General features: G+C 68.9%; 25 protein-coding genes. 16 read left to right on the top strand and 9 right to left on the bottom strand.

Features of this window, described 5'->3' with window-relative positions; translation table 11 throughout:
* The first annotated feature begins 4 nt into the window (after positions 1-4).
* From OX958_RS31615 to OX958_RS31600, 4 genes are read left to right on the top strand one after another with little or no spacing between them, the layout of a single operon-like run.
* Positions 5-553 (top strand): YbjQ family protein, encoded by a 549-nt coding sequence (locus OX958_RS31615; RefSeq protein WP_270133831.1) that lies wholly within the window; start codon positions 5-7, stop codon positions 551-553.
* A complete protein-coding gene (locus OX958_RS31610) occupies positions 543-1,907 on the top strand; it encodes a GH1 family beta-glucosidase (RefSeq protein WP_270133830.1) in 1,365 nt (454 codons plus the stop codon). The genes OX958_RS31615 and OX958_RS31610 overlap by 11 nt, the downstream gene beginning before the upstream one ends.
* Positions 1,904-3,127, top strand: coding sequence for an MFS transporter (locus tag OX958_RS31605; protein WP_270133829.1), 1,224 nt, complete (start codon positions 1,904-1,906; stop codon positions 3,125-3,127). The genes OX958_RS31610 and OX958_RS31605 overlap by 4 nt, the downstream gene beginning before the upstream one ends.
* A 10-nt stretch (positions 3,128-3,137) precedes the next feature.
* The gene (locus OX958_RS31600) at positions 3,138-3,659 is read left to right on the top strand and encodes a gamma carbonic anhydrase family protein (RefSeq protein ID WP_270133827.1); all 522 of its coding nucleotides are present in this window, start codon (positions 3,138-3,140) and stop codon (positions 3,657-3,659) included.
* Here the strand turns inward: OX958_RS31600 and OX958_RS31595 are convergent.
* Positions 3,656-4,507 carry a LysR family transcriptional regulator gene (locus tag OX958_RS31595; RefSeq protein WP_270133826.1) on the bottom strand — a complete coding sequence of 284 codons (852 nt, stop codon included), beginning with the start codon at positions 4,505-4,507 and terminating at the stop codon, positions 3,656-3,658. The two genes, OX958_RS31600 and OX958_RS31595, sit on opposite strands and share 4 nt — an antisense overlap.
* Before the next feature lie 67 nt (positions 4,508-4,574).
* Here OX958_RS31595 and OX958_RS31590 point away from each other — a divergent pair, with 67 nt between their 5' ends.
* Positions 4,575-5,477: an EamA family transporter gene (locus tag OX958_RS31590; RefSeq protein ID WP_270133824.1), complete on the top strand. Its 903-nt coding sequence runs from the start codon at positions 4,575-4,577 to the stop codon at positions 5,475-5,477.
* A 72-nt stretch (positions 5,478-5,549) separates the two neighbouring features.
* Complete coding sequence (gene ctaD / locus OX958_RS31585) at positions 5,550-7,301, top strand: aa3-type cytochrome oxidase subunit I (protein ID WP_270133823.1); 1,752 nt, start codon at positions 5,550-5,552, stop codon at positions 7,299-7,301.
* Between the two features lie 6 nt (positions 7,302-7,307).
* Here ctaD and OX958_RS31580 read toward each other — a convergent pair whose 3' ends face one another.
* Positions 7,308-7,883, bottom strand: coding sequence for a hypothetical protein (locus OX958_RS31580; protein ID WP_270133822.1), 576 nt, complete (start codon positions 7,881-7,883; stop codon positions 7,308-7,310).
* Positions 7,884-7,898: 15 nt separating this feature from the next.
* Entirely contained in the window at positions 7,899-9,047 is a 1,149-nt protein-coding gene (locus tag OX958_RS31575; protein ID WP_270133821.1) for a zinc-dependent alcohol dehydrogenase, read from the bottom strand.
* Between the two features lie 120 nt (positions 9,048-9,167).
* Between OX958_RS31575 and OX958_RS31570 the strand changes: the two genes are divergently transcribed.
* Positions 9,168-9,734 carry a hemerythrin domain-containing protein gene (locus OX958_RS31570; RefSeq protein WP_270133819.1) on the top strand — a complete coding sequence of 189 codons (567 nt, stop codon included), beginning with the start codon at positions 9,168-9,170 and terminating at the stop codon, positions 9,732-9,734.
* A gap of 6 nt (positions 9,735-9,740) precedes the next feature.
* Here the strand turns inward: OX958_RS31570 and OX958_RS31565 are convergent, their stop codons facing one another.
* Positions 9,741-10,322, bottom strand: a complete 582-nt coding sequence (locus tag OX958_RS31565) for a hypothetical protein (RefSeq protein ID WP_270133817.1) — start codon at positions 10,320-10,322, stop codon at positions 9,741-9,743.
* A 119-nt stretch (positions 10,323-10,441) separates the two neighbouring features.
* Between OX958_RS31565 and OX958_RS31560 the strand changes: the two genes are divergently transcribed.
* From OX958_RS31560 to OX958_RS31540, 5 genes are read left to right on the top strand one after another with little or no spacing between them, the layout of a single operon-like run.
* A complete protein-coding gene (locus tag OX958_RS31560; RefSeq protein ID WP_270133816.1) occupies positions 10,442-10,615 on the top strand; it encodes a hypothetical protein in 174 nt (57 codons plus the stop codon).
* Positions 10,615-11,130 (top strand): DUF5709 domain-containing protein, encoded by a 516-nt coding sequence (locus OX958_RS31555; RefSeq protein WP_270133815.1) that lies wholly within the window; start codon positions 10,615-10,617, stop codon positions 11,128-11,130. The genes OX958_RS31560 and OX958_RS31555 overlap by 1 nt, the downstream gene beginning before the upstream one ends.
* A complete protein-coding gene (locus OX958_RS31550) occupies positions 11,131-12,408 on the top strand; it encodes a hypothetical protein (protein ID WP_270133814.1) in 1,278 nt (425 codons plus the stop codon).
* Positions 12,399-12,845 carry a DUF2243 domain-containing protein gene (locus OX958_RS31545; protein WP_270133813.1) on the top strand — a complete coding sequence of 149 codons (447 nt, stop codon included), beginning with the start codon at positions 12,399-12,401 and terminating at the stop codon, positions 12,843-12,845. The genes OX958_RS31550 and OX958_RS31545 overlap by 10 nt, the downstream gene beginning before the upstream one ends.
* Positions 12,845-13,621, top strand: a complete 777-nt coding sequence (locus OX958_RS31540) for a cytochrome c oxidase assembly protein (protein ID WP_270133811.1) — start codon at positions 12,845-12,847, stop codon at positions 13,619-13,621. Before OX958_RS31545 ends, OX958_RS31540 begins: the two co-directional genes overlap by 1 nt.
* Here the strand turns inward: OX958_RS31540 and OX958_RS31535 are convergent.
* Positions 13,548-14,936 carry a M20/M25/M40 family metallo-hydrolase gene (locus OX958_RS31535; protein WP_270133810.1) on the bottom strand — a complete coding sequence of 463 codons (1,389 nt, stop codon included), beginning with the start codon at positions 14,934-14,936 and terminating at the stop codon, positions 13,548-13,550. The genes OX958_RS31540 and OX958_RS31535 overlap by 74 nt on opposite strands.
* Before the next feature lies 1 nt (position 14,937).
* Entirely contained in the window at positions 14,938-15,900 is a 963-nt protein-coding gene (locus tag OX958_RS31530) for a manganese catalase family protein (protein ID WP_270133808.1), read from the bottom strand.
* An 81-nt stretch (positions 15,901-15,981) separates the two neighbouring features.
* Between OX958_RS31530 and OX958_RS31525 the strand changes: the two genes are divergently transcribed.
* Positions 15,982-16,392: a hypothetical protein gene (locus OX958_RS31525; RefSeq protein ID WP_270133807.1), complete on the top strand. Its 411-nt coding sequence runs from the start codon at positions 15,982-15,984 to the stop codon at positions 16,390-16,392.
* A 1-nt stretch (position 16,393) separates the two neighbouring features.
* On the opposite strand, the gene OX958_RS31520 is transcribed toward OX958_RS31525, so the two are convergent.
* A complete protein-coding gene (locus OX958_RS31520) occupies positions 16,394-16,951 on the bottom strand; it encodes a CGNR zinc finger domain-containing protein (protein WP_270133806.1) in 558 nt (185 codons plus the stop codon).
* A 67-nt stretch (positions 16,952-17,018) separates the two neighbouring features.
* On the opposite strand from OX958_RS31520, the gene OX958_RS31515 reads away from it, so the two are divergent.
* From OX958_RS31515 to OX958_RS31505, 3 genes are all read left to right on the top strand, one after another.
* The gene (locus OX958_RS31515) at positions 17,019-18,356 is read left to right on the top strand and encodes an MFS transporter (protein WP_270133804.1); all 1,338 of its coding nucleotides are present in this window, start codon (positions 17,019-17,021) and stop codon (positions 18,354-18,356) included.
* A gap of 91 nt (positions 18,357-18,447) precedes the next feature.
* Positions 18,448-18,915 (top strand): SRPBCC family protein, encoded by a 468-nt coding sequence (locus OX958_RS31510; RefSeq protein ID WP_270133803.1) that lies wholly within the window; start codon positions 18,448-18,450, stop codon positions 18,913-18,915.
* Positions 18,912-19,745, top strand: coding sequence for an SDR family NAD(P)-dependent oxidoreductase (locus tag OX958_RS31505; RefSeq protein ID WP_270133802.1), 834 nt, complete (start codon positions 18,912-18,914; stop codon positions 19,743-19,745). Before OX958_RS31510 ends, OX958_RS31505 begins: the two co-directional genes overlap by 4 nt.
* A 69-nt stretch (positions 19,746-19,814) precedes the next feature.
* On the opposite strand, the gene OX958_RS31500 is transcribed toward OX958_RS31505, so the two are convergent.
* Both OX958_RS31500 and OX958_RS31495 read right to left on the bottom strand, forming a co-directional pair.
* A complete protein-coding gene (locus OX958_RS31500) occupies positions 19,815-20,375 on the bottom strand; it encodes a hemerythrin domain-containing protein (RefSeq protein ID WP_270133801.1) in 561 nt (186 codons plus the stop codon).
* Positions 20,376-20,548: 173 nt separating this feature from the next.
* On the bottom strand, positions 20,549-20,899 hold the full coding sequence (locus OX958_RS31495; protein ID WP_270133800.1) for a hypothetical protein: 351 nt from the start codon (positions 20,897-20,899) through the stop codon (positions 20,549-20,551).
* Positions 20,900-20,982: the final 83 nt, after the last annotated feature.

Genomic DNA, 20,982 nt, shown 5'->3' with positions numbered 1-20,982 from the left:
CGCCATGAACCAGTACTTTCCCCCCAACCCGAACCAGCCCTACCCGCCGCAGCAGCCGGGGTACCAGCAAGGGCCGCCGCCCGGGTACCAGCAGGGACCGCCGCAGCAGCATCATCACCAGCCGCCGCAGCAGTACAACCAGCCGCGGGTGGCTCCGCAGGGTTCGCCGTACCCGGTGCTGGTCTCGACCATGAACGACCTGCCCGGGTACACCGCGGAGAAGGTGTTCGGGGAGGTCTTCGGGCTGACCGTGCGGAGCCGCGACTTCGGCTCGAACTTCACCGCCAGCTTCCGGTCGCTGGGTGGCGGCGAGGTGCCGGAGTACACCCAGATGCTGGCCGAGTCGCGGCACGTCGCGGTGATGCGGATGTGCCAGATGGCGCAGCAGATGGGCGCGAACGCGATCCTGGCGATGCGGTTCGACTGCAACGAGATCGCCCAGACGATGAGTGAGGTGGCGGCCTACGGGACGGCCGTCATCGTCCGGCCGGTGCAGCAGCCGAAGGTGCAGGACATGCCTGCCCCGAAACCTGAGGATGCCAATGACAGCTGAGCTTGCCTTCGGCCCCGACTTCGTCTGGGGTGTGTCGACCTCGGCGTACCAGATCGAGGGGGCGGTGACCGAAGCCGGTCGCGGCCCCTCGACCTGGGACACCTTCTGCGCCGAGCCGGGCCGGATCCTGAACGGCGACACCGGGGCGGTCGCGTGCGACCACTTCCACCGGTACGCCGAGGACGTCGCGCTGATGCAACGGCTCGGGGTCGACGTCTACCGCTTCTCCTTCTCCTGGCCCCGGGTGCAGCCGGGCGGCAAGGGGCTCGGCAACGGCGCCGGCCTGGACTTCTACGACCGGCTGATCGACGAACTGCTTGCCGCCGGCATCAAACCCGCGCCGACGCTGTTCCACTGGGACACCCCGCAGGAGCTGGAGGACGAGGGCGGCTGGCTGAACCGGGACATCGCGGACCGGTTCGCCGACTACGCGACGATCCTGGCCGAGCGGTTCGCCGACCGGGTGCCGCTGTGGATGACGATCAACGAGCCGATGGTGCTCACCCTGATCGGCTACGCGGTCGGCGGGCACGCGCCGGGCAAACAGCTCAGCTTCGAGGCGCTGCCGGTGGCGCATCACCAGTTACTGGCCCACGGGCGCGCAGTCCAGGCGTTGCGGGCCGGTGGCGCGTCGAACATCGGGATCGCGTCGAACCACGCGCCGACCTGGCCGGCCAGTGACAGCGCCGAGGACGTCGAGGCGGCGGGGCTGTACGACAACCTGATCAACTGGATGTTCTCCGACCCGATCCTGCTGGGGGAGTACCCGGCAGGGATCGGGGACGGGATGCCCGGCCCGGTCGCGGAGGACCTGGAGATCATCTCCACCCCGATCGACTGGTTCGGTCTCAACCACTACGCGCCGGCGCGGGTCGGAGCGCCGACCGGTAACCCCGACACGGCCGCGACGGATGGCATCCCGATCCCGGCCGGGCTTCCGTTCGAGCCGCGCGCTCTGGAGGGGTATGCCAAGACCGACTTCGGCTGGCCCATCGTGCCGGAGGCCTTCGGGGAGATCCTTCGCACCTTCAAGAACCGCTACGGCGACCGGTTGCCGCCGATCTACATCACCGAGAACGGCTGCGCGATCAACGACGAACCGGTCGACGGTGTGGTCGCCGACCAGCGCCGGATCGACTACCTGGACAGCTACCTGCACTCGCTGAAGTCCGCGATCGACGACGGGGTCGACGTCCGCGGCTACTTCCAGTGGTCCCTGCTCGACAACTTCGAATGGTCGGTCGGCTACAGCCAGCGCTTCGGGCTGATCCACGTCGACTACGAGACGCTCGAACGCACTCCCAAGGCGTCGTACCACTGGTACCGCGACCTGATCGCCCGTCACCGCCCATGAGCCTCGCGCTCGCCGAGCCGACGGTTCTGGTCAGGGGACGATGGACCGCTGCCGTCGTACTGGCCAACGTCGGGGTGTTCGCTGCCTTCCTCGGGCCGATCCAGGTGTTGCTGGCCAAGCAGTCGGAGGCGGTCGCGGCGGACAACAAGGAGTTCGTCTTCGGGCTGGTGACCGGGATCGGTGCAGCGGTCTCGGTCGTCGCCAATCCGGTGGCGGGTGCCGTGTCCGACCGGACCGCGTCCCGGTTCGGCCGGCGAGTGCCCTGGGTGCTCGGCGGCGCGCTGGGTGGGGCGGCCGGCTTGCTGGTGCTGTCCGGCGCCTCTGCCGTCGCGGTGATGGTGGTCGGTTGGTGCCTGGTGCAACTGTTCTGCAACGCGTTGCTGGCGGCAATCACGGCCGCGGTGCCGGATCGGGTGCCCAAGCTGCAGCGCGGGGTTGTCGGTGGCTGGGTCGCGCTGGCTCAGACACTGGGCGCCCTGGTCGGCGTAGGGCTGGCCACGCTGGTTGGAGGCGTGGGCTTCGGCTACATCGCGTGCGCCGGCTTTCTCCTGCTTTCGGTCGTCCCGTACGTCTTGAAGAGCGGTGACCAGCGCCTGCCGGAGAAGCCTCCGCTGGTCTGGCAGGAGTTCGTGAAGAGCTTCTGGGTGAGCCCCCGGCGGTACCCGGACTTCGGCTGGGCCTGGCTGACCCGCTTCCTGCTCAACCTCGGCAACGGGCTGGGTACGCTTTATCTCTTCTTCTACCTGCAGGACGCGGTGGAGTACGGCGATCCCGGCACCGGCGTACTGATTCTCACTGCGATCTACAGCCTGTGCGTGATCCTGACGGCGGTCTCGTCGGGTAGTTGGTCCGACCGGCTCGGCCGGCGGAAGGTGTTCGTCACCTGGGCCGGGGTGGTGATGGCGGGTGGCGCCCTCGTGCTGGCGGTCCGGCCGACCTGGACCGCGGCCGTCATCGGCGCCGTGATCCTCGGCATCGGCTTCGGGGTCTACCTGTCCGTCGACTTCGCCCTGCTCACCGAGGTCTTGCCGAGTGCCCGCGACCGGGCGAAGGACCTCGGTGTCATCAACATCGCCAACTCGCTGCCACAGGTGATCGCTCCGGCCATCGCCGCCCCGGTGGTCAAGCTGTTCGGCGGCTACCCGGTGCTCTACGCGCTGGCCGCGGCGATCACCCTCGCGGGCGCAGTACTGGTGAACAAAGTGAGATCCGTCGCCTAGTCTGCTGACCATGCCGCTGTTTTCGTTCGAGGGCGTCAGCCCGACCGTGCACCCGGAAGCCTGGATCGCGCCGACCGCCACTCTGGTGGGTGACGTGGTCGTCGAGAAGGACGCGTCGATCTGGTACGGCGTGGTGATCCGCGCCGATCTCGGCCGGGTGATCATCCGCGAGGGCGCCAACATCCAGGACAACTCGGTCATCCATGTCAACACCGGGGTCTGCGAGGTGGGCCGGAACGCGACGGTCGGGCACCAGTGCCTGGTCCACGACTGCACGGTCGGCGAACAGGCGCTGATCGGCAACGGCGCGATCGTGCTCGACGGCGCCGTGATCGGTGCCCGCACCCTGATCGCCGCCGGCGCGACGGTGACGCCGGGCTCGGTCGTCCCGGAAGAGTCGGTGGCTCTGGGCAGCCCGGCCAAGAAGATCATTCCGCTCGACGGCAACGCGAAGCTGTTCGTCGACCACAACGCGGCGATCTATCGCGAGCTCGCCCGCCGGCACGCAGCCTCCGTCGAGCAGGTCGGCTAACCCTGGTAGGCCTCGGCGATCAGCGCGACGGCGTGCTGGGTCGCCGGATGGGGGTCGTGGCGCGGCCAGATCACCCGTACCGCGACCGGTGGCGCGTCGCGTAGTGGACGGAAGACCACCCCCGCCCGCCCGTACTGCGTGGCGGTGCTCTCCGGGGTGATCCCGACGACGCCACCGGCCGCGATCCGGGCCAGCCAGTCGTCCACGTCCCCGGTGTCCTCCAGCCGCGGCTGGTCGCCGGACGGCCAGAGGTCGGCGGTCGTCGTACCGGTGCGGCGGTCGGACATCACCGTGCGGTCGCGGACCTCGTCGAGCCTGATCGAGCGCCGGCGGGCCCACGGATCGTCGGCGGCCAGCGCGATCACCCGGCGTTCGAGCCCGACCTCGGTGACGGCGAAGTGCTTCTCGTCGGGCGGCGTCCGGACGATGGCGAGATCGCACGCGCCCTCGGCCAGACCGCCGCTCGCGGTGTTGGTGCGGACCAGCAGCAGGTCGACGTTGGGGTGCAGTTCGGCCCAGCGGCGCTGGAAGGTGGCGGTGTGACGGCCGAGCGCCGACCAGGCATGGCCGAGGCGGAGCCGGGCGTGACCTGACGTCGCCTCACGCACCAGGTCGTCCATCTCGGCCAGCAGCCGGCGAGCCCGGGAGACGAGCTGAGCGCCGGTTGGCGTGAGCGCGATCGTGCGGCTGGTCCGATGCAGCAGCCGGACCTTCAGGATCTGCTCCAGCGCTGCCAGCGTCCGCGAGACGGCCGCCTGGGAGACGCCGAGGTCGAGCGCCGCGTCGGTGAAACTCCCGGCGTCGACGATCGCCACCAGGACCCTGAGTTGCCGGAGCTCCACATCCATACGCTGAGCGTATAGGTAGCTGAAGGATGCATTTTGCGTATTGCTGCGGCAGGCACACCCTGCAGCTATGAGAGCCAAGGGTGTGCTGATGATGCTGGGAAGTGCGCTCTCCAACCAGGTCGGCGCCGCGACCGGCGCGCTGGCCTTCCCGGCGCTGGGACCAGCCGGCGTCGTCGCCGTCCGGCAGTGGGTCGCCGCGATCCTCCTGGTGGGCATCACCCGCCCACGCTTCCGCACCTTCACCCGCCGCGAGTGGGAGCCCGTCCTCGCTCTCGCCGCGGTCTACGCGATCATGAACCTGACCCTCTACACGGCGATCGACCGCATCGGCCTGGGGCTCGCCGTGACCCTCGAATTCCTCGGCCCACTGGCGGTCGCCCTCGCTGCATCACGCCGCCGCCTCGACCTGTACTGCGCCTTGGCGGCCGGCGCCGCGGTCGTAGTACTGATGCGGCCGCAGCCCACCACCGACTACTTCGGCATCGCCCTCGGTCTGGTCGCGGCCGCCTGCTGGGCCTGCTACATCCTGCTCAATCGCACCCTGGGCAACCGCCTGCCTTCCGCCCAGGGCGCCGCGGCCGCCTCGACAGTCTCAGCGATCGTCTATCTCCCCATCGGCGTGCTGATGCTCCTGCACCACAAGCCGACCCTCCAGTACGTCGCCTACGCGGTCGTCGCCGGCGTACTCTCCTCCGCCGTCCCGTTCCTGGTGGACCTCATCGCCCTCCGCCGAGTACCGACCGGCTTCTACGGCCTCTTCATGAGCGTCAACCCGCTCCTCGCGGTACTGGTCGGCTGGGCCGTCCTGCACCAGACCCTGGGCCCGATCGAGTGGCTGGCCGTCGCCACGATCATCACCGCCAACACGGTCGCCGCAGCCGTGCCGGTCAGCCGTCCGGCAGCGCACCCCGCAGGCGCAACCCGAGCGCGCGACGTACTCGGCGCGGAATCGGCCGAACAGGTCGGCTGAACTAGGCGTACAGCGCCGCCACCGGGGTACCGGCGTCCTCAACCGCGTCTTGTGCCGAGGAGGAGGCCCCAGATGGTCGAGGTAGTCCAACGGCGCCCGGAACCGATCGCCGGCGCCAGAGCGTCGCGACGGCGGCTGGGCGCGCAGGCGGTCCGCATCCTCACCACCACCGACCACAAGGTGATCGGTCACCTCTACCTGGTCACCTCGTTCGGGTTCTTCCTGGTCGGTGGTCTGATGGCGCTGCTGATCCGCGCCGAGCTGGCCGGGCCAGGGCTGCAGATCGTGAACGAGGAGGTCTACAACCAGCTCTTCACGATGCACGGCACGATCATGCTGCTGCTGTTCGCGACGCCGCTGTTCGTCGGCTTCGCGAACGTGATCATGCCGGTCCAGATCGGTGCCCCCGACGTGGCCTTCCCGCGGCTCAACATGTTCAGCTACTGGCTCTTCCTGTTCGGCGGCCTGATCGCCTCGGGTGGGTTCCTGACCCCGCAGGGCGCGGCCGACTTCGGCTGGACGGCGTACACGCCGTTGTCCAGTTCGGAGCGATCACCCGGCGTCGGCGCCGACCTGTGGATCATGGGCCTGTGGCTGGCCGGCCTCGGCACGATCCTCGGCGCGGTGAACTTCGTGACCACGATCATCACCATGCGGGCGCCCGGGATGACGATGTTCCGGATGCCGATCTTCACCTGGAACATCCTGGTCACCTCGATGCTGGTGCTGATCGCGTTCCCGATCCTGGCCGGCGCGTTGCTGATGCTGGAGGCGGATCGAGCCTTCGGGGCTCACGTCTTCGACGCCGCGAACGGCGGGCCACTGCTGTGGCAGCACCTGTTCTGGTTCTTCGGGCATCCTGAGGTCTACATCATCGCGCTGCCGTTCTTCGGCATCATCACCGAGATCCTGCCGGTCTTCAGCCGCAAGCCGGTCTTCGGGTACGTCGGTCTGGTCGCGGCCACCCTCGCCATCGCGCTCTACTCCGTGGTGGTCTGGGCGCACCACATGTTCGTCACCGGTGCCATCAACCTGCCGTTCTTCTCGCTGACCACGTTCATCATCGCGGTGCCCACGGGCGTGAAGTTCTTCAACTGGATCGGCACCATGTGGGGCGGATCGGTGTCGTTCGACACCCCGATGCTGTGGGCGGTCGGCTTCCTGACCACGTTCCTGTTCGGCGGTCTGACCGGCGTCATCCTGGCGTCGCCGTCCCTGGACTACCAGCTGTCCGACACGTACTTCGTGGTCGCGCACTTCCACTACGTGGTGTTCGGCACGGTGGTGTTCGCGATGTTCGCGGGCTTCTACTACTGGTGGCCGAAGATGACCGGCCGGATGCTCGACGAGAAGCTCGGCAAGCTGCACTTCTGGCTGCTGTTCGTCGGCTTCCACACCACCTTCCTGGTGCAGCACTGGCTGGGCGTCGAGGGCATGCCGCGCCGCTACGCGACGTACGGGGCGGACGAGGGGTTCACCACTCTGCACCAGGTGTCGTCGGTGGGTGCGTTCCTGCTGGGTATCTCCACCTTGCCGTTCCTGTACAACGTGTGGAAGTCGCGCAATGCGCCGCTGGTCGAGGTGGACGACCCGTGGGGCTGGGGCCGCTCGCTGGAGTGGGCGACCAGCTCCCCGCCGCCACGGCACAACTTCGTCAAGCTGCCGCGGATCCGGTCGGAGAGCCCCGCCTTCGACCTGCACCATCCCGATGTCGCGAAGATGGAGTACGCCGACAGCGGAGCCGACCGGGACAACCTGCTGGACGCGGGCGAGGACGAGGGCCGGGTCGAGAACCTCGAACGGAACGACGACTCGCCGCGCTGACCTGAGTCAGCGTTTCACCCGCCGGGAGAGCCGCCGGACCGTACGGAACCCCAGTACGCCGGCGGCGATCCACGGCCAGCTCACGATCACCAGATCGAGCGGCTGGTGGACCAGGTCGGCGCGCTTCTGGCCGCGCCGGGAGCGGATCCCGTGGTGCTTGAACTCGGCCAGGATGCCGGTCTCGGTGATCGGGTTGTCGGGGTGCCGGGTCGCGAACGACCGGAGCGTGCTGCCGAGCGTGTCGACCCGGTCGGCGCCGACCAGCAGCAGCCAGTGGGCGGCGCGCCCTTCGCTGTAGCGCCGGTAGGCGAACTTGCGGATCGCGCCCGAGACTCCGCGGGGTGGGCACGACGTACCGAAGACCGGCGTGAGGAACGCGTGCTCGATCGACCGCTCACGCGGCCAGTGCTCCGGCTGGCGTTCGGGGAAGTCCCAGACCGCGCCGTACGGATGCGGGTCGTAGACCTCCTTCGGTACGGCGGGCCGGTCCGCCGGGTCCAGGTCCGCGCCCCAGCCGGGGATGCGGGCGCGGAGCTCTTCGGGGGATTCCGGCAGCGGGGGACGATCGGGGGTGTAGGCCATCTCGGACTCCGTGGGTCAGGCGGCGGTCGGGACGATGAGAGGTTTGATACAGCCGTCGAGCTTGGCCGAGAAGAGGTGGTAGCCCTCGGCGATGTGCTCGAGCGGGACGCGGTGCGTGATCAGCTCGGTGGGCTTGAGGTAGCCGTTGCGGATGTGCTCGAAGAGCCGAGGCCACTGGCGCTTCACCGGGCACTGGTTCATCCGCAGGGTCAGGCCCTTGTTCATCGCGTCGCCGAACTTGACCGCGCTGAAGATCGGCCCGTAGGCACCCATCACGGACACGGTGCCGCCCTTGCGGACCGAGTCGATCGCCCAGTTCAGCGCGATCGGTGAACCGCCCTGCAGTTTCAGCTTCGCCGAGGTGACGTGCTGCAGCAGGTTGCCGTCCGCCTCCGCGCCGACCGCGTCGATCGCCACGTCGGCGCCGCGATGGTCGGTGAGCTTCTTCAGCAGGACGACGACATCGGCGTGCTCGCTGAAGTTGTACGTCTCGGCGTGGGCGAACGAGCGGGCCTTGGCCAGCCGGTACTCCAGGTGGTCGATCACGATCACCCGGCCGGCGCCCATCAGCCAGGCCGACGCGGCCGCGGTCAGACCGACCGGGCCGGCGCCGAAGACCACCACGACGTCGCCTTCGGTGATGTCTCCGAGCTGCGCACCGAAGTACCCGGTCGCCACCGCGTCGGTCAGCAGTACGGCGGTGTCGTCGTCCATCCACTCGGGGATCACACTCGGGCCGACGTCGGCGAACGGAACCCGGACGTACTCCGCCTGGCCGCCGTCGTAGCCGCCGCAGGTGTGGGAGTAGCCGTAGATCCCGCCGACGGCGGTCGCGTTCGGATTCACGTTGTGGCAGTTGGCGTACAGGCCCCGGGCGCAGAAGTAGCAGGTGCCGCAGAAGATGTTGAACGGAACCATCACCCGGTCACCCGGGCGCAGTGTCCGGACCGACGGCCCGACCTGGTCCACCACCCCGACGAACTCGTGCCCGAACGTCATCCCGACCCGGGTGTCCGGCATCATCCCGTGGTACAGGTGCAGGTCGGAGCCGCAGATCGCGGCCCGGGTGACCCGGACGATCGCGTCGTTGGGATGTTCGATCCGGGGCGCTTCCTTCTCCTCGACCCGGACCCGGTACGGACCTCGATAGACCATTGCCCGCATGGGCTTCTCCTTTGCTCGGGCGCGACGCCTGCCGGTACCCGGCCGGTCTGCGGTAAACCGTCCGGTGGGCTGTTTTCCGGCCGGGTACCGCGAGGTATCACCGAGCGAGGAGGCAAGCTGATGAACGCCACGAACGCGACCGGTCCCGACGTCGTCGACGTACTGACCACCGACCACCGCGAGGCCGAGGAGCTGATCGGCCGGATCATGACCGAGGTTGATGCTGGGCAGCGCCGCGAGGCCGCCGACCTGTTGATCGCCGAGCTGGTCCGGCACGCGGTGGCCGAGGAGATGTTCGTCTATCCGGCGATGCGCAAGCACCTGCCGCAAGGGGACGAGGCGGTCGAGCACGACATCCAGGAGCACCAGGAACTGGAAGAGCTGATGAAGCAGCTCGAAGGCGCCGACGCGAACGAGGCGCGGTTCCTCGAGCTGGTGGAGGAGCTGCGGCGGGTGCTCGACGACCACGTCCAGGACGAGGAGAACGTGCAGTTCCCCAAGCTGCGGGCGCATCTGCCGCAGGACGATCTGGTCGCGCTGGCCGGGAAGGTCGACGCGGCCAAGAAGGTCGCGCCGACCAGGCCGCATCCCGGGGCGCCGAACTCGGCGCTGTTCCACCTGCTGGCCGGACCCGGGGTCGGCTTCATCGATCGGCTGCGGGACCGGCTCACCAACCGTCCTACCTGAGCCCGGTTACCTGAGTACTGCCACGGTTTCGATCGGCAGAGGCGCGGCCGGCATCCACTGCCGCGCCTCTGCGATGGCCTCGGTGAGGATCTGGTGCAGGAGCGCGTCCGCGGTCGGTACCCGGAAGTCGGTGATCGCCCGGATGGCTCCGGCCACTGCCAGCGGAGCCTCCCACTCGTAGCCGACCGACAGTTGGGTCGGCTCCGGCTTGCGCAGATCCTCGCGGACGGCTTCCGCCTTCTGTACGGCGGCGACGAGCTTCGCCCCGAACTGCTCCGACACGAACGGGACGACCGGCCGCGCGCAGCGCGCGACGAGGGCGGGGACCACTTCCGGATGGCTCGGGTTCACTCCGATCACGGCCGGGACGAGCGGCACCAGCATCGTCCGGCCGGCGTCGGACATCTCGTCGTTGACCTCGCGCCCGATCAGCGCGAGCAGGGGATGCGTGCAGTCGGGGCTGTCCGACCAGGGAACGCCGGCCAGGTAGGAGGCGTACTCCATGAAGCAGCCGCCGCGGCGCGGATCTCGATGCCGCCCGCGCGACAGAATCGGCACTACCTCGATGCCTACGGTCTTTCCAGCCATCCCGGACCTCCCGACGAGTGAACTCGCTTCGGCGGTACCCGCCCGAACTCCTTACAACCCTGGGTTATCCGGTCCGTGCCCGGGTACCGGCGACGCACCCTGACGATGAAGGAGTTGTGATGAGCCAGCCGGACGAAGACGACTACCGCCCGACCATCGACGACGTCGACCCGAGTGCCATGGCGGTCAACTCCGTCGACGACCAGGTCCGGGTCTCGGCCGATCCGTCGGAGACAGAGATCGTCGACTCGAACGGCGAGACGATGCGGGTCGACGACGAGGAGGGCCAGTGATGGCGGGCGAGCGACGGCCGGTCAGCGATCCCGAGGCCGAGGGGCTGCCCGGCACCGCCGACGACGACTCGACGGCGTACGACGACGTGGACTCGGCGCGAATCGCGGACGGTCCGGACCCGGCCGCTCTGCCCGCCGACCACCCGATCGCCTCGCTGGACTACGGCACCACCCCGCGCGAGGCGTCGACTCCTGAACCACTCGACGATCGCCTGGCCCGCGAGGAACCCGACCTCACCGCGGAGCCGCTCGAGCCGGCCGAGGACGTCACCGGGATCAGCGACGTGGACGTGCTGCCCGCCAGTGACGACCTGTCCGACCTGAACGCCGACCAGATCCTGGACAGTGACGATCCCGGCCGGACCGCCGGGATCGACGAGGACAGTCCTGGGCGGCTGGTGGCCCCCGACGAGGGTGCTCATGCAGACCAGGAGGGAACGGCGATCGCCACCGGCGCCGGTGCGGCGGGTGGAGGCCTGAGTGCCGAGGAAGCTGCCATGCACGAGGAGCCCTAGATGAACATCGTCGGGCGTCGCCGATCGGATCGGGGCGCGGTGCGTCTTGGTCTGCTCGTCGTGGTGCTGGCGCTGGTGGTCGTCGTCGCGCTGGTCTCCAACCGCCGCGAGGGCACCGGGCCGGGCGTGGGCGACGTGTCGCTCGGTCGCTCGTCCGGCTCGGCTGAGGGCGTCACCGACGCCGCCCAGCAGAGCCTGGTGGAGTACTGGTCCGCGGAGCTGCCGAAGGTCTACGACAAGGAGTTCGTGCAGCTCGCCGGGGGATTCCAGCCGAAGACGCCGCAGAGCGCTCCGTTCTCGTGCGGCGGGCAGCAGCAGTCGTACGACGACCTGCGCGGGAACGCGTTCTACTGCGGCGGACCCGACGACGACTACATCGCCTGGGACGCGACGGACCTGTTCCCGCGGCTTGCCGACCAGTTCGGCAGTATCGCGCCGGCCGTCGTGCTGGCCCACGAGACCGGGCATGCGGTGCAGGCCCGTGCGGGCGTCAAGGCGCCGTCCGTGGTGCAGGAACTGCAGGCCGACTGCTTCGCCGGATCATGGACCCGGTACGCCGAGACCTCCGGTTCCGATCCGGTCTCTCTCGTGGACGGCGCTCTGGACAGCGCGGTGGTCGCGATCCTGACCCTGCGGGACCAGCCGGGTACGGCGGCCGGCGGGCAGCAGGCCCACGGCCTCGGGTTCGACCGGGTCAACGCCTTCCAGACCGGCTACGAGCAAGGTGCCGGGAGATGCGCGCAGTTCCCGGAGCAAGGCGTGGTCACGACCGAGCTGCCGTTCCGGACGGTCGCCGAGTCCCGGACCGGCGGCAACCTCCCGTACGCCGAAGCGGTGCAGTTGCTGACCGCTGACCTCAACGAGTTCTGGACGGCGGCCGTGCCGAGACTCGAACCAGGGCAGACTTTCTCCCCACCCGCGGAGAAGCCTTCGGACCAGGATCTGCAGACGGTGCACGAGCGGATCGGCGACCTCGCCACCGGGAGTGTGCTGAGCGACGCCTGGGCGGAGGCCGCGCAGTCCGAGCTCGGTCTCCCGACCACAGGTGAGCAGGCCGGACTTCAGCGGGACTGTTTCACCGGCGCCTGGATCGCCCACTTGGCGGGGACCGACCTGCCGACTTCGCAACTGTCACCCGGTGACCTGGACGAGGCAGTGACCCAGATCGTCGTCAGCAGCTTCTCCGAGGACGGCAAGCGGACGGATCGCGGTGGCGCGTTCGACCGTACGAAGTCCTTGCGCACCGGCGTCTTCGACGGCGTCTCGGCGTGCAAGTGAGGGCATCGGCCGGAGCGTGCGCGCTGCTCGGCGTCGCCCTGATGGCCGGGATCGACGAGGTGGTCTTCCACCAACTGCTCGGCTGGCACCACTTCTACGACCGCTCGACGCCGGCGGTCGGGCTGCTGTCCGACGGCCTACTGCATGCCGCTGAGCTGGTGGCGCTGGTGGCGGGCTTCTTCTGGTGGGCCGACCTCAGGCGACGCGGTGCCTTCGTGAGACTCGCGGGCTGGTCGGGCCTGATCGGTGGCGCGGGAGCGTTCCAGCTTTTCGACGGGCTGGTCGATCACAAGCTCCTCCGCGTCCATCAGATCCGGTACGGCGTGGACAACCTCGCGGCGTACGACTTGGCCTGGAACGTCGCCGGGGCGCTGCTGCTCCTGATCGGCGTCGTGCTCGGACTGCGCGCCGGTAAAGCCACGCGGTCGACCAGCTGATGTTGTCACTGCACGCCGGACACGACTCGAGCAACACCTCGCACTGGCTACCGTTCCTGCTCGCGATGCCGGTTCTGGCGGGCGGCTATGTGTGGTTGACCCGGAAAGCCTTGCGGGGCTGGGATCATCGCCGTACGGCGGCCTGGGTGGCCGGTTGCGCACTGGTGATCGTGGCAACCTCACCGCTGTTCGCAGACCGTCCCGGCCCGGTCGCGCACATGGCTCAGCACTTGCTGCTGGGTATGTTCGCGCCACTGGCGTTGATGCTTGCAGCCCCTATTCGCTTGCTCCTGGCAACCTCCGCGCTGCCGACGCGACGCGTGATCGGCAGAGTCCTGCGCAGCCGCCCGCTCCACTTCCTGGGACACCCCGTCACGGCCACCGCGCTGAGCGTCGGCGGCCTGTACGCCGTCATGCTGACTCCCTTGTACGCCGCCGCCGAGCGAAACGCCGTGCTGCATCTCGCGATTCACCTGCACTACCTGCTGGCGGGCTACCTCTTCGCGTGGTCGATCGCGGGACCCGACCCAGCACCACGCCGCCCCGGCCTGCCGCTGCGCGCCGCAGTACTGATCATTGCGGCGGCTGCGCACTCCGTCCTGGCCAAGCTCCTCTATGCGCAAGAGCCGGGCTTCCAGACCGCAGCACAACTCATGTACTACGGCGGCGACGTGGCCGAGTTGCTGCTGGCCACTGTGCTGTTCAGAACTTGGTTTCGGCGAGCCGGTTCCAGAAATGCGCCAAGGTCGCTGCGCCCTTCCGCAGTACCTCGATAGCGGCGCGCTCGTCGCTGTCGTGCCAGCGATCCTCGGGCAGTCCGGTACCGAAGAACACCACCGGGGCGCCGGCCACCTTCTCCAGCCACCGAACCGGCCCGCCACCCGCGTTGCCCATCCGCCCGGCAGGCTTACCGAATCCAGCCTCCATCGCCTCCGCCAAAACCTGGACCGCAGGGTGGTCCTCCGGCGTCTGGTATGGGTCCTGCCCGGTCTCCTCGGTGATGCTCAACTCGTGGCCGAACTCCGGCGGCAGAGCATCGGCAACCCACCGCCGCAGTTGCTCGGCGACGGCCGGCACGGTTTGATCCGGTACGGTCCGAATGCTCAGCTCCGCCGTCGCGACGGCTGGTACGACGGCTCGTGGCACGCCTTCCGGATCGCCGGCGATGACGGAGATCGCCTCGATAGCGGGTCTGGTCCAGAGCTGCTCGAGGACGGTGTAGCCGGCTTCGTGGGTGATGCCACCGGTCTCGGACCGGGCCAGCCAGTCCTCTTCGGTGAACGGCAGCTCCGCAAGCTCCTGGCGACGCCGCTCGCTCGGCTCGATCACGGCGTCGTAGAAACCCGGCACGGTGACCCGGCCCTTGTCGTCGTACAGGCCGCCGAGCAGCGCGGCCAGCGCGAGCACCGGATTGGGCGCCGGTCCGGAGACCGCGCCGCCGTGGACGTCGCGTTGCGGGCCGTACACCTCCAGATGTGCGTTGATGGTGCCGCGGATGCTCGTGCAGACGGCCGGATGGCCGGCCTGCCACAGCATCGTGTCGGAGAAGACGACCAGGTCGGCCGCCAGCCGGTTCCGATGGTCCTTCAGCAGCTGCCGAAAGTGCGGGGATCCGGTCTCCTCCTCGCCCTCGATCAGGAGCTTGACGTTCACCGCCGGTGCTGTCCGGCCGGTGGCGGCCAGGTGGGCACGGAGGCTCCACAGATGCGTGAGGACCTGGCCCTTGGCGTCCGACACCCCGCGTCCGTAGAGGTACCCGTCGCGGACGACGGGTTCGTGCGGCCGCGTCTCCTGCCACTGTTCGTCCTTGCTGACCCGCACGTCGTGGTGGCTGTAGATCAGCACCGTCGGCGCCGACGGTTCCGCGCACCATTCCGCGTAGACCGCGGGTGCTTCGTCCTCGGACCACACCTCGACCACGGGAAAGCCGATAGCCCGGAGCGTGCCGGCCAGCCAGCGGGCCGAGCGGACGACCTCGATCCGCTGCTCCGGCACGCCCGCGACCGACGGGATGCGCACCCAGTCCGACAGCTCGGCCACGAGATCGTTCTCGTGCTCCAGGAGGTAGTCGTGCAGCTTGGAGACGGCCACGTCAGCGCTTCTTCGCGGCCTTCTTGGCCGTCGTCTTGCTGGCCGTCTTCTTGGTCGCTGCGGACTTGCTGGCCGTCTTCTTCGTGGCCGCCTTCTTCGCAGTGGCCTTCTTCGCGGTGCTCTTCTTCCCGGCGGCCTTCCTGGCCGTGGACTTCTGCTCGACCGGGAAGGTTGCGAACAGCGCCGGGTCAGGCTCCGGCGCGGTGCCCGGATCGCCCAGGGGCTCGGGATCCAGCAGGTACTCCAGGGGATCGTCCCCCTTGCTCCAGCCACCCTTCGGCCCGTCCGTACCGTCCGAGAGACCCCAGATGGTGCGGTTGTGGTCCTGGTTCTCCTCGTCGAAGAGGGCGTTCGGCACGATCGGAGTCTCCAGTCCGTCGGCCTCCAGTTCCTCGATCGCCTTCAGCCACTGCTTCTGATGCACGGTGTCCCGGGCCAGGTTGAACTGCAGCATCGCCTTCACCCCGGGATCGTCGGTCATGTTGTACAACCGCGCGGTCTGCAACCGGCCCTGCGCCTCGGCCGCCGCGTTCGCCCGGAAGTCCGCCAGCAAGTTGCCGCTAGCAACGATATAGTTGCCGTTCCACGGCACCCCCTGACTGTTGGCCGCCAGCGCACCACCACCGGCCACGATCGCCTGCTGCGGATCCATCCCGCCCAGCACCGCCGCCATCACCGGATCCTTCACCGCTTCCGCGGTCACCGTCGACGGCGCCCCCTCCAGCAGCCGCGCCACCATCGTGGCCAGCATCTCCACGTGACCGATCTCCTCGGTCGCGGTATCCATGATCAGATCCTTGTACTTCCCCTCGACCCGGCAGTTCCAGCCCTGGAACAGGTACTGCATGGTCACGGTCATCTCGCCGTACGCGCCGCCGATCAACTCCTGCAGTTTCCGCGCGTACAGGGCATCCGGCCTCTCCGGCTTCGCCTCGAACTGCAGTCGCTTGGTGTGCCGGAACATCGCAACTCCTTCATCAGGGAACAGGTTCGGTCCGGCCCCGGTACCCCGGCCGTACGGCGTGAAGCAGCCTGCGGAGGAGTGATGGAACGCCGGTCGGGGTACAGCAAGGCATCGATCCCGATCGGAAGGACTGCCATGTGGGTCACCAAGTGGACGCTCGCGCTCGTCTGGGCAGCTGTTGCCGTCCTTGGAGCCCTGGGCGTGGCCGGCGCGCTGCAGTCGCCGAATGTGGAGAGCTCGGCCCAGGTGACCCAGGTGATGCTGGCGCCGGCCGCTGACAGCCCTAGTCCGTCGCTGGGATCGACTCCGCGGCCCGGCGTGAACCCACCGGGGGACAACGACGGTGACGCCGCGGACTTCTCGCAGGTCGGCCTGGGCGTGCTCGCCCCGTTGACCATCGTCGCCGTGGTCGGCGGCTCACTGGTCTTCTACCTGATCCGGCGAGCCCGGCGGAAGCCCCCGTACACGGACGAGTCGGCGCCCAGGAAGTAGCTCAGCCGCTCGTCGTGTGGTGACGGGCGACCCGGGCGCGATTGCCGCAGGCCGGGCCGCACCACGCCTGGTTGGTACGACGCTGGAAGAAGAGCTGGCCGCAGCCCGGTGCATCGCAGAAGGCGAGATCGGATCGCGGCCCAGCCAGCACATCGCGTACTGCGCCGGCCAGTCTCGCCAGCAGCAGCGTGAAGGCGTCCGGTGAGCCGACGGCGCAGCTGACCACCGACCCTGGTTCATCGCCGAGCACCATGACCTCCGGGCAACCCAGCAGCGTCTCGTTGAGCGTCTGCACGTCGGCTTCCAGCCGGCTGCCCTGCCCCGCAGCCGCACGGAGCAGGCGCAGAGCCGGGTCGCGAAGCCGGAGGAAGGCCTCCAGATCCTCGGCCGTGACCTCTGCGGGTCGCGGTGCCGGAAGCGCTGCCGCGCCCAGCCAGGAGGCCAGATCGTCGACCGAGCTCACCAGCTCGTACTCCGTCCAGCCGCGCCGGATCACCGTGTTGGCGAAGTCCAGCGACGGGTAGCCCTCCAGCCACGCCCACGTCAGCTCATTCTCCACGTCGGCCAGTCTAGTGCAACACGCTAACGGTTTGAGTCTGTAAAACCATTAATCTAGCGTCGGGTCCATGGAGAACTCCCGCCGCCGGCTGATCACCCTGTGCACCGTGCAGTTCGTCGATGTGATGGGCGTGACGGTCGTCGTGTCCGCCTTGCCTCGCATGCTGGCCGATCTGGGCGGATCGGCTGCCCAAGCAGGACTTCTGGTGCCTGTCTATGCGGTCGGCTTCAGCAGCCTGCTGCTGTTGGCCGCTCGGCTCGGCGATCGCTGGGGTCATCGCCGGGTGCTGATCGCGGGGTTGCTGCTCTTCGCCGCGGGTTCGGTCATCGCGGCGGTTGCACCGACGATGACCGCGCTGGTGGTTGGGCGAGGCATCCAGGGAGTGGCGGCTGCCGTCTCGGTGCCGAACGCGTTGGTGCTGCTGACCCGCGCCGCCGATTCGCAGTCGAGCAAGGACCGAGCCCTCGGCGCCTGGAACGCCACCGGCGGGCTGGCGGGTGCGGCAGGATTGCTGGTGGGCGGCCTGACCACGTCCGCGGTGAGTTGGCGGGCGATCTTCTGGGGAAACCTGGTGGTCACCGCTGCGCTGATCGCAGTACTGCTGAGGCTGGTGGAGCGGGATCCGCGCGCCGAGCGGACTCCGGCCGGTTTCGATCCCCGCTCGGTGGTGCTGCAGGTGATCGCGGTCGCAGCGATCGTGGCGGCGGCCAACACCACGACCGAACCCTGGCCGGTGATGCTCGCGCTGGTGCTCAGCGGGGTGCTGGCCGCGAGCTTGCTGGTACGGCGCGAGCGTCGTACGGCGTCGCCGTTGGTGGCGGCGAGCCTGTGGCGGCCGAAGTTCGTGGCCGGGCTGGTGGGGTCGTTCGGGATCACGGCCACCACCAGCGCGTTTGTTGTCCTGGGCACCATTTACCTCCAGGAGGACGAAGGCTTCAGCCCGGCGTCGGCAGGCCTGATGATCCTGCCGTTCAGTCTGTCCGTCGTGCTGGCGGCCGGGCTGGCCGGACGGTTGATGCCCAGGACGGGAGCGCGGTTGCTGCTGGTGCTCGGCCTGGCGCTGATCCTGGCCGGGGCGGGCTTGGTGGGGTGGCGGTCGGGGAGCGCGGCGCTGGTCGCAGGACTTCTGCTGGCGGGTCTTGGCAACGGCATGGGCGCCGTCGCGGCGTACGGGCTCGGTACCGCGGTGCCGGCCGACCAGCAGGGCAGCGCCGCGGGACTTCTGAACACGGCGGCACAAGTCGGTACGGCGACGATGGTGGCGATCGCTGTCGCGGTGGCCGGCCACGGGGGCGGGCTGGATTACACCGCTGGCTGGCTGACGGTCGTGATCACCGCAGCCGTGGTGACGGCGCATGTCGTCGCTGTCACCAGGCATCGGGTACGGCGTCCGTCGGCTGCATAGGTTCGCGTTTCTTTCGGGATGCCTGGGTACCGGGGCTGGAGAAGTCGTTCACAACCGCGCCTCGCAGGCAGGGGCAGAGGAGGAATCAGCGATGGGTAACACCACCGAGTCGGTCGACGTCGAGGCTCCGATCAGCGCCGTCTACAACCAGTGGACCCAGTTCGAGTCGTTTCCGGCGTTCATGGACGGCGTCGACGAGGTCAGGCAACTGGACGACACGCACACGCACTGGGTGACCAGCATCGCCGGCGTCAAGCGCGAGTTCGACGCGACCATCACCGAACAGCACCCGGACGAGCGGGTGGCCTGGAAGTCCGACACCGAACCGCGGCACGCGGGCGTGATCACCTTCCACCGGCTGGGGGACACCACCACCCGGGTGACCGCGCAGATGGACCTCGAGCCGGAGGGCGTCGCCGAGCAGGTCGCGGACAAGGCCGGACTGGTCAGCCACCGCGTCAAGGGTGACCTGCAGCGGTTCAAGGAGTTCATCGAGAAGCGCGGCACCGAGACCGGCGGCTGGCGCGGCGACATTGAACGCCCCGGCGCCGGGCAATGACCTCAGTACTGATCACCGGCGCGGGCAGCGGCATCGGAGCCGCCACCGCGCTGCAACTGGACCGCGCGGGGATCCAGGTCTTCGCCGCGGTCCACGATCCGGCGGACGGTGAAGTTCTGGCTCGGCAGGCCTCGCCCGCGCTGAGCGTTCACGCCGTCGACGTGACGGATCAGGTCTCGGTCGAGAGCCTGGCTGAGACAGTAGCTTCCGTTCTCGGCCCGGAGGCGCTGTCCGCTGTGGTCAATGTGGCCGGAGTGGGGGTTGCTGGACCGCTTGAACTCCTGCCGGTCGAGAGTCTGAAACACCAGCTGGATGTCAACGTGATCGGGCCGGTGTCGGTGACCCAAGCCGTGTTGCCGCTGCTGCGCCGGGCCCCGGGCGGCCGGATCGTCTTCGTCGGTTCGATGGGTGGGTTGGTGACGGTGCAACTCGCCGGCGCGTACCACGCGTCGAAGTACGCGATCGAGGCGATCGGCGACGCCTGGCGGCAGGAGCTGGCCCCGGACGGGATCTCGGTCTCGATCGTCGAGCCCGGCCCGATCGCCACCCCGTTGTGGGCCAAGGCGATCGAAACCCTCGACCGGCTGCCGGCGAACGAACGCTACGCGGACCGGATCGACGGCTTCCGGGAGTCGTTGCGGAGTGCGTCGAAGAACGGTGCGAACGCGGCGAAGGTCAGTGCCGCGATCGAACATGCCGTCACGGCGCCGCGGCCGCGCAGCCGCTATCCGGTCGGCGCGGCTGCTGTGGTGATCCCCAAGATCCGCCGCCTGGTGCCGGACCGGCTGTTCGACAAGGCGGCCCAGCAGGTGACCACGAAGAGCGCCTAACAACGAATCCGTCCCCGGCACCCAGCAGCGAGCTGGGTGTCGGGGACGGAGTACGAGCGGGGGTGTTCGTTACTCCTCGCTCGCCTCTTGCCGGAGCTTCTTCTGCAGCTCCTCCTTGCCGAGCGAGGAGACGCCGGAGACGTCGGCGTTGCGGGCCTGCTGGAGCAGCTCACCACGGGTTATGTCCTCCGGCTGGTCACCGAGGTGCTCCTTGCGGCTGGCGGCGAAGGCCTCACCGAGCTCGATGCGACGCTCGTCGCTCAGATTGGCGCGGATGCCGGGGAGGACCTTGGACTCCTCCTCCTCGACGTGGTGGCTGACCGCGTCGATCAGGTTCTGCAGCACCTTCTCGAAGTCCTTGGAGTCCGGATCGGTGGCCGCCAGCTTGGCGAGCAGTTCGTCGGCCTCGACGTGCTCTTCCTGGCTGTGCGCGACCTCGTCGGCTTCGTCGGCCTCCTCGGCCGCCGCCGGGTAGACCGCGGACTCCTCCGCGCGGCTGTGCGCGGACAACAGCGTGGTCAGCACCGGCACGAGGCCCTTGCGCTTCTCCGGGTTGTCCATCAGCTCGTCGAACAGACGCTCGACCTCGCGATGGTCCTGCATGATCAGATCGACGACATCGGCAGTCATGCCACTTCGCCCTTCGTCCATGGCTCGCCCTGGCCGGCGAGACCTCTGCCAGCTGGTACCCGAGCCGAAACGCGCATCCTCCGATCGTGGCGGGATCGGCGTACGGGCTCGGGTTCCAGTGTCAGGGGCGTTGCTGCAAAGCTGGACGTCCTTGCCTACGGCACCTGTGTCGGCTAGCGCAGGACGCGGCGCGGGCCGTCGACGCAGCCGAAGGCGGCGAAGCCGTGCTTGTTCGGCGCACCCGCGACCGAGTCGACCGGCACCCAGCGGTTGTCGTTGCGGCAGTCGGTGTAGCTGCGACCGGTGCGCAGACCGCTGCAGCCGAGGTCGACCAGCGTCTTGCCGGCGCCGACGAAGTAGTCGGCAGTCGTCGAGGTGGGGGACCGGAACAGGTTGATCCCGGTGTTGGTCGTGTACAGGCAGTCGTAGATGGGTGCCGCCTGGGCGGGCCCGGTCGCCAGCACCGTGCCCGCACCTGCCATCACCAGCGCCACCGAGGTGCTCAGCAGACGTTTCGTGTTCATCGGTCCTCCACTTGGGCGTGGGGACGGTCTTGCGCCGTCCGTTCCGGCCAGCATCGTCCCGGCGCTCCTCGGCACCCGCGTTC

It is taken from the genome of Kribbella sp. CA-293567 (assembly GCF_027627575.1).
Lineage (GTDB): Bacteria > Actinomycetota > Actinomycetes > Propionibacteriales > Kribbellaceae > Kribbella.
This window is presented reverse-complemented; position numbering and strand designations above follow the sequence as displayed.

Bases quoted from the DNA above. Each gene is read 5' to 3' on its own strand.
- OX958_RS31500 (WP_270133801.1), bottom strand. From the start codon at position 20,375: ATGACTGCCGATGTCGTCGATCTGATCATGCAGGACCATCGCGAGGTC.
- OX958_RS31525 (WP_270133807.1), top strand. From the start codon at position 15,982: ATGGAACGCCGGTCGGGGTACAGCAAGGCATCGATCCCGATCGGAAGG.
- OX958_RS31595 (WP_270133826.1), bottom strand. From the start codon at position 4,507: ATGGATGTGGAGCTCCGGCAACTCAGGGTCCTGGTGGCGATCGTCGAC.
- ctaD (WP_270133823.1), top strand. From the start codon at position 5,550: ATGGTCGAGGTAGTCCAACGGCGCCCGGAACCGATCGCCGGCGCCAGA.
- OX958_RS31605 (WP_270133829.1), top strand. From the start codon at position 1,904: ATGAGCCTCGCGCTCGCCGAGCCGACGGTTCTGGTCAGGGGACGATGG.
- OX958_RS31615 (WP_270133831.1), top strand. From the start codon at position 5: ATGAACCAGTACTTTCCCCCCAACCCGAACCAGCCCTACCCGCCGCAG.
- OX958_RS31580 (WP_270133822.1), bottom strand. From the start codon at position 7,883: ATGGCCTACACCCCCGATCGTCCCCCGCTGCCGGAATCCCCCGAAGAG.
- OX958_RS31610 (WP_270133830.1), top strand. From the start codon at position 543: ATGACAGCTGAGCTTGCCTTCGGCCCCGACTTCGTCTGGGGTGTGTCG.
- OX958_RS31515 (WP_270133804.1), top strand. From the start codon at position 17,019: ATGGAGAACTCCCGCCGCCGGCTGATCACCCTGTGCACCGTGCAGTTC.
- OX958_RS31510 (WP_270133803.1), top strand. From the start codon at position 18,448: ATGGGTAACACCACCGAGTCGGTCGACGTCGAGGCTCCGATCAGCGCC.
- OX958_RS31560 (WP_270133816.1), top strand. From the start codon at position 10,442: ATGAGCCAGCCGGACGAAGACGACTACCGCCCGACCATCGACGACGTC.
- OX958_RS31600 (WP_270133827.1), top strand. From the start codon at position 3,138: ATGCCGCTGTTTTCGTTCGAGGGCGTCAGCCCGACCGTGCACCCGGAA.
- OX958_RS31565 (WP_270133817.1), bottom strand. From the start codon at position 10,322: ATGGCTGGAAAGACCGTAGGCATCGAGGTAGTGCCGATTCTGTCGCGC.
- OX958_RS31550 (WP_270133814.1), top strand. From the start codon at position 11,131: ATGAACATCGTCGGGCGTCGCCGATCGGATCGGGGCGCGGTGCGTCTT.
- OX958_RS31590 (WP_270133824.1), top strand. From the start codon at position 4,575: ATGAGAGCCAAGGGTGTGCTGATGATGCTGGGAAGTGCGCTCTCCAAC.
- OX958_RS31555 (WP_270133815.1), top strand. From the start codon at position 10,615: ATGGCGGGCGAGCGACGGCCGGTCAGCGATCCCGAGGCCGAGGGGCTG.
- OX958_RS31540 (WP_270133811.1), top strand. From the start codon at position 12,845: ATGTTGTCACTGCACGCCGGACACGACTCGAGCAACACCTCGCACTGG.
- OX958_RS31570 (WP_270133819.1), top strand. From the start codon at position 9,168: ATGAACGCCACGAACGCGACCGGTCCCGACGTCGTCGACGTACTGACC.
- OX958_RS31495 (WP_270133800.1), bottom strand. From the start codon at position 20,899: ATGAACACGAAACGTCTGCTGAGCACCTCGGTGGCGCTGGTGATGGCA.
- OX958_RS31505 (WP_270133802.1), top strand. From the start codon at position 18,912: ATGACCTCAGTACTGATCACCGGCGCGGGCAGCGGCATCGGAGCCGCC.
- OX958_RS31530 (WP_270133808.1), bottom strand. From the start codon at position 15,900: ATGTTCCGGCACACCAAGCGACTGCAGTTCGAGGCGAAGCCGGAGAGG.
- OX958_RS31575 (WP_270133821.1), bottom strand. From the start codon at position 9,047: ATGCGGGCAATGGTCTATCGAGGTCCGTACCGGGTCCGGGTCGAGGAG.